This is a genomic window from Pseudomonas edaphica, from assembly GCF_005863185.1.
GTDB classification, from domain to species: domain Bacteria; phylum Pseudomonadota; class Gammaproteobacteria; order Pseudomonadales; family Pseudomonadaceae; genus Aquipseudomonas; species Aquipseudomonas edaphica.
Map to the genome: position 1 here is coordinate 1 of NZ_VBVZ01000446.1, position 5,210 is coordinate 5,210.

Sequence of the window (5,210 nt, forward strand, 5' to 3'; positions counted from 1 at the left end):
GAGGTGCCGAGTGGTGGGGCGAAGACCTTTTGGTTACTTTTGGCTGGGCCGGCATTCCGGGCGTTTGCCAAAAGTGAGTCGCTGTAAGAGCGGAACCATAAGCCGCCGTTACCGCAGCAACGGATATACACACCGACAAACCGCTATCGCAGGCAAGCCAGCTCCCACAGTTTTAACGAGTACGGGGTTTAGAAATCCCGTTTGTAGAAGATATCCAACGAACTCGCCACGCCACTGGCCACTTCCAGGTACACCTTCTTGCTCAGCAAGTAACGCAAGGCAATGGTATTGGCCGGCTCAAACACCCCCACCCCATAGCGCAAGCTGAGCTTCTCGGTAATCTTGCCACTGGCCACCACTGCGGTCTTGTTCCCGGAGCCCTGGGTGTCAAGGTCGAAATCCTGAATCCCCAGCTTGTTGGCGATATCCGAAGTCACCCCCGCACTGCCCATCAAACCCAGGCCCAGAGCGGCCTCAGCAAGCATATTGTTATCTTCGCCCGTGTTGTTACGCGAACGCCCCAGCACCAGGTACGACAACGCATCTTCCTGAGGCATCGACGGCTCGGAGAAGATCTGCGTCGTCGGCTGCTCGGCGCTGCCACTCAAGCGAATACCGGCAGTCACAGTCCTTGAGTCTTCCACGACCACCCGTGTCGCTTCGATATCCAGGAACGGCTGATCCAAGGGACCGGCAAACAACAGCCGCGCACGCCGCACATTGAGGCGCTGCCCGTAGGCACGGTAACGCCCGTCGTTGAGCCACAACTCACCACGGGTGTCCATGTTGTCGCCAATATGCACATGGCCCTGAACCTTGGCAGTCAAGCCAAAGCCGGCAAAGTTAAGCTGGTCTTCACCCACCTCGACGTCGATGTCCATGGCCATCGCCATCGGCGGCTTGCCCTCCTCGGTCTGGCTGCCGACGATCACCGTGTCATCCGAGACCTTGACCGTCGACGGCGGCAGTTCGCGCACGGTGATATCGCCGCGCGGGATGTGCACCTTGCCGGCAATCGCCAGCTTGTCGTCCTTGAGGCTGATCTTAAGGTCCGGCGCCACTTCCAGCTTGGCATAGGGCTCAACCGTGACCGGCAATTTCGAGCCTTGCAGGCTCAGGTCCACCGCCAGGGCCTGGCCCCAGCCGACGCGGCCCTTGAGGCTGCCCTGCCCGTCTTTGCCGCTGCGCCAGCCACCGTTGAGCTGCACACTTTCACCGGCGATCAGCGCCTGCACATTCAAGCCCTCGAGGCTCATCGGCAGCTCAGGCCCGGAAATTTCGCCGTCCACCAGGTTCACATTGCCGTTGACCTGCGGCGCCAACAGACCACCCGAGATACGGCCGTTACCGTTGAGCTTGCCATTGAGGGTTTCCACCATCGGCACAAACGGGCGCGCCACAGCGAGGTCCAGGCCGGTGAGGCTGAACGTGCCGGTAATCGGCTTGTCCTTGGGCAACGGGTTGATCTGCGCCTGCAACAGCAACTCGCCGAGCTTGCCACCGCGAAAATTCAGCTGTGTGTCGATGCGCTTGGGGTTGAGGGTGGTTTCCAGCTTCAAGGTGTCGTAGGGGAAATCCACCCACTGATTTTTGTCCTTCACGCGCAAGGTGCCGCCGCTGGCGTCCACCGCGACCACGCCTTTAGGGCCACTGCTGGGCAGGTCGAGTTGCACATCGGCGTTGAGCTTGCCCTGCCAGGCGAAATCCTTGGGCAAGAAGGCCGCCAGGCTGTCGATCGGGAATTGCTTGAGGTGGTAGCGCAGCTTGGGTTCAGGCATCAGACGCTGGTCTTCACCGCACAAGCTGGAACCGCCAGACACCCAGCAATGCGCGGCAAAGGTCAGCTTGCCGTCGGCCAGGCGTTCGATTTTCGCCGGGGCTTGCAGCTTCCAATCCTGGCCGCCGGCCTGCACATCACCACTGGCCAGGCGCCCACGCCAGTTACCTTTGTCAAGGTTACCATCCAGGGCCAGGGCGAGTTTGACCAGCGGCCCGGCCAGATCGAGTTGCACCTTCTGGCTCTTGATGTCGCCCTGGGCGCTGGCGGTCAGGGTGCCGACCTGGGTTTCACCGGCTTGAATGCCGCTGCCCTTGAGGTCGATCTTCGCACGCTGGGCGTTGTCGAGGGCCGCATCGAGGGTGAGGCTTTGCAGTTTATTATCCGCAAACGCCAGTTGCTGGCCTTTGAGGTCGAGCTTGCCTTGCGGCGCCTTCAGCGTACCGGCTACATCCACGCGGCCGTTGATTTGCCCGCGCAACTGCGGCCACAGTTGGGCCAGGCGCGCCAGTTTAATGTCAATCTGCCCGGCCAAGCGTTGCTGCAGACTGCCACTGCCATTGATGCGGTTGTCGCCCAGGCGGATATCCAGGTTGGCCAGGGTCCACTGCTCGCCCGCGCCTTCGGCCTTGGCCGCCAGCACGGCGGTCTGGCCGCGCAAATGGCCCTTGAGGTCGAGGTCGGCATTCAGTTTAAGCTGCTCGTTTTTGAACTCGCCTTTGCTGCGCAATGGCCCGGCCAAGGTGCCTGGCAATTCTGCGACCCAGTACGCCGGGTTGAGTGCCGACAAGTCCAGCGCAGTGTCCCAGGCGATGCCGTCGGCAAATTGCAGGTTCAGGTGCCCTTCGGCCTTGCCTTGACCGGCAGTCAGTTTGAGTTCGGGCAGGAAGACTTGCTTGAGGTCGCCGCTGAATGGCGTGACCAGATTGAATTTACCCGCTGGGCCGTCAAGGTCAGCGTTGAGATTGCCGAGGTAATTGCCGTCTTTGTAGGAAACTTCACCATTGAACGTACGCAACGCGACCTGAGGCTCATCAATCAATGGATAGAGGCGATGCCAGGGGAAATCCAGCCAGTTGATTTTCGCGTCGGCGCTGAACCCTTGCTGCCAGTCCAGGTTGGCGCTGAGCTTGAGGCTTTGCTGCTCACCGGCAGTCAGGTCGAGGCCGGCGATCTGTGCGCCCTTGGCGTCAACCTTGCCCTGCAACAGCAAGGCCACCGGGCCTTTTTCTGCGGGCAGCACGGCCCGGCCAAGCAACTGGTAGCCGCTGCTCAAGTCGCCCTTGGCAGTGAGGTCCAGTTGATTGAGCTGCAAGGTGTCGGGCAAATCGGCGCTCGGTTTAAAGCCATCCGCCGTGATGTGCAACTGCGCGGGCAGGTTCTCCACCAAAGGTTGCAGCTCGCCGCTGAGCTTCGCGGGCAAGTAGCCGCTGCTGTCGGCGTCGAGCTTGAGGGTCTTGAGCAGGTCGCCGTCAACCTTGAGCGCAACCTTCCACGGCGCGCCGCCGGGCGCATAGGGCAGGCTCAGGTTCCCGGTGGCGCTCAGCGGCCAGTTGCCGGTGGGTTGCAGCAGGCCGTTGAGGTCCAGCACCAGGTCATCGCGTTGCAGGTGCACCGAATCGATCTGCATGCCAGCAGCCGTCCAATGCGCCGCCAACTGCAGGCCCTTGAGTTCCTCACTGCCGTTAAACAGCAGGCTGCCGACGCGAACGTCGCCCAACTGGATGGCAACCGGCAACTTCAGATTCGGTAACGTTATCGGACCGCTACTCGGTTCATTGCTCGGCGGAAATTGCAGGTTGACCTGTTCCACGTCCAATTGGTTGATGCACAGGGTCATGCGCAACAGGCAGCCTGGTGACCAATCAAACTTCGGAGCATTGAGTTCTACCCGACTCGCGTCCTGCTGCCATAGCAGATGGTCGGCGCTCCATTGGCCACCCAGGTAGCCCTGGTAATTTTCCACGCTCAAACCCGGCACCTGGCTCAAGGCCCAACGGCTGCCTGCTTGAGTACCGAGCACTGTCCACAGCGCCAACAGCAGCAGCATGAGGACCGCCACAAGGGCCAGCCCTGCTATTTTCAAACCACGCATCACAGCTCAGGCCCCATGGAAAAGTGCAAACGAATGCCGCCCGGATCTTCGAGGGCATGGGCCAGGTCAAGGCGAATCGGCCCCACTGGCGACACCCAGCGCACACCGACACCCACGCCGGTTTTCAGGCTGGGCATTTCCAGGGTGTTGAAGGAGTTGCCTTGGTCGATAAAGGTCGCGATGCGCCATTTTTCGGCGATGGAATATTGGTACTCGGCGCTCAAGGCCACCATGTAACGCCCGCCGATGCGGTCACCGCGATCGTTTTCGGGTGACAGCGTCTGGTACTCGTAGCCGCGCACGCTCTGGTCACCACCGGCAAAGAAGCGCAGCGACGGCGGCACCGACTTGTAGCCGTTGGTGGCACTGCCGCCGAACTGCGCACGGCCGAGGAAACGGTGGTTATCCCATAAAGTGGTCAAGCCCTTGATGGTGGCGGTGCCGTACAGCAAGTTGGTGTCGGAGCCGAGACCTTCCTTGGCGACCTTGGCGTCGAACATCAGGCGATAGCCATTGTGCGGGTCGATGCGGTTATCGCTGCGCAGGTAGGAATAGTTGATGCCCGGCATCACCAGGTTGCTCAAGCCCGAGTCATTGCCCAGGCGATATTCTTCACGCTGGTATTTGAGCGAGATGACCCGCGTCCAGCCGCTGGGCAGCTTGCTGTGCCATTCGGGGCCGAGGGTGAGCAATTTACTCAGGGTGTCGGTGTTGGCGATTTCTTCGTTCTGGTAACCGCCGGCGAAGCGCAACTTGTCGGTCAACGGCGGGTCGAGCGGGATGTCATACCACAGGCCGACGTTCTGGCGTGGCGCCGACAGTTCGGCCTCCCAGCCATAGCTGTGGCCTTGCGGGTTGACCCAATGGCGGGTCCAGTTGGCTTTGCCGCGCGGGCCGACGTCGGTCGAGTAACCGAGGCCCAGGCCCATGGTGCGTGGCTTGCGGGTATCGAGCTGGACCGCCACCGGGATCACATCGTTGGTCGAGGCGGTTGGGCTGGCGTCCACGCGTACGCCTTCGAAGAAGCCGCTCGATTGCAGGTTCTGGTTGAGTTCGGCGATCAGTTCGGAGTCGTAAGGGGCGCCGCTTTTGAACGGCACCATGCGTTGCAGCAGGTCTTCATCGAACGGCGTATCGCCGGTAAACCCGACTTTGCCCAAGGTGTAGCGCGGGCCGCTGTCGTAGATGAGTTCGATATCGGCGACACCGGCTTGCGGGTCCACCAGCAGCTTCTGGCTGCTGAAACGCCCATTGAAAAAACCGTAGCGCGAAGCCTGATTCTGAATCAGCCGCTTGGCGTCTTCGTAGTTGCCGTGGTTGAGCACGGCGCCCGATTTG

General features: G+C 61.2%; 2 protein-coding genes. Both read right to left on the reverse strand.

Annotation, left to right across the window (positions count from 1 at the left end; genetic code table 11):
- Positions 1-188 precede the first annotated feature (188 nt).
- Positions 189-3,872, reverse strand: a complete 3,684-nt coding sequence (locus FEM54_RS23780) for a translocation/assembly module TamB domain-containing protein (protein WP_138453364.1) — start codon at positions 3,870-3,872, stop codon at positions 189-191.
- A partial coding sequence (locus tag FEM54_RS23785; protein ID WP_138453365.1) for an autotransporter assembly complex protein TamA occupies positions 3,872-5,210 on the reverse strand: 1,339 nt, incomplete at its 5' end. The genes FEM54_RS23785 and FEM54_RS23780, both read right to left, overlap by 1 nt.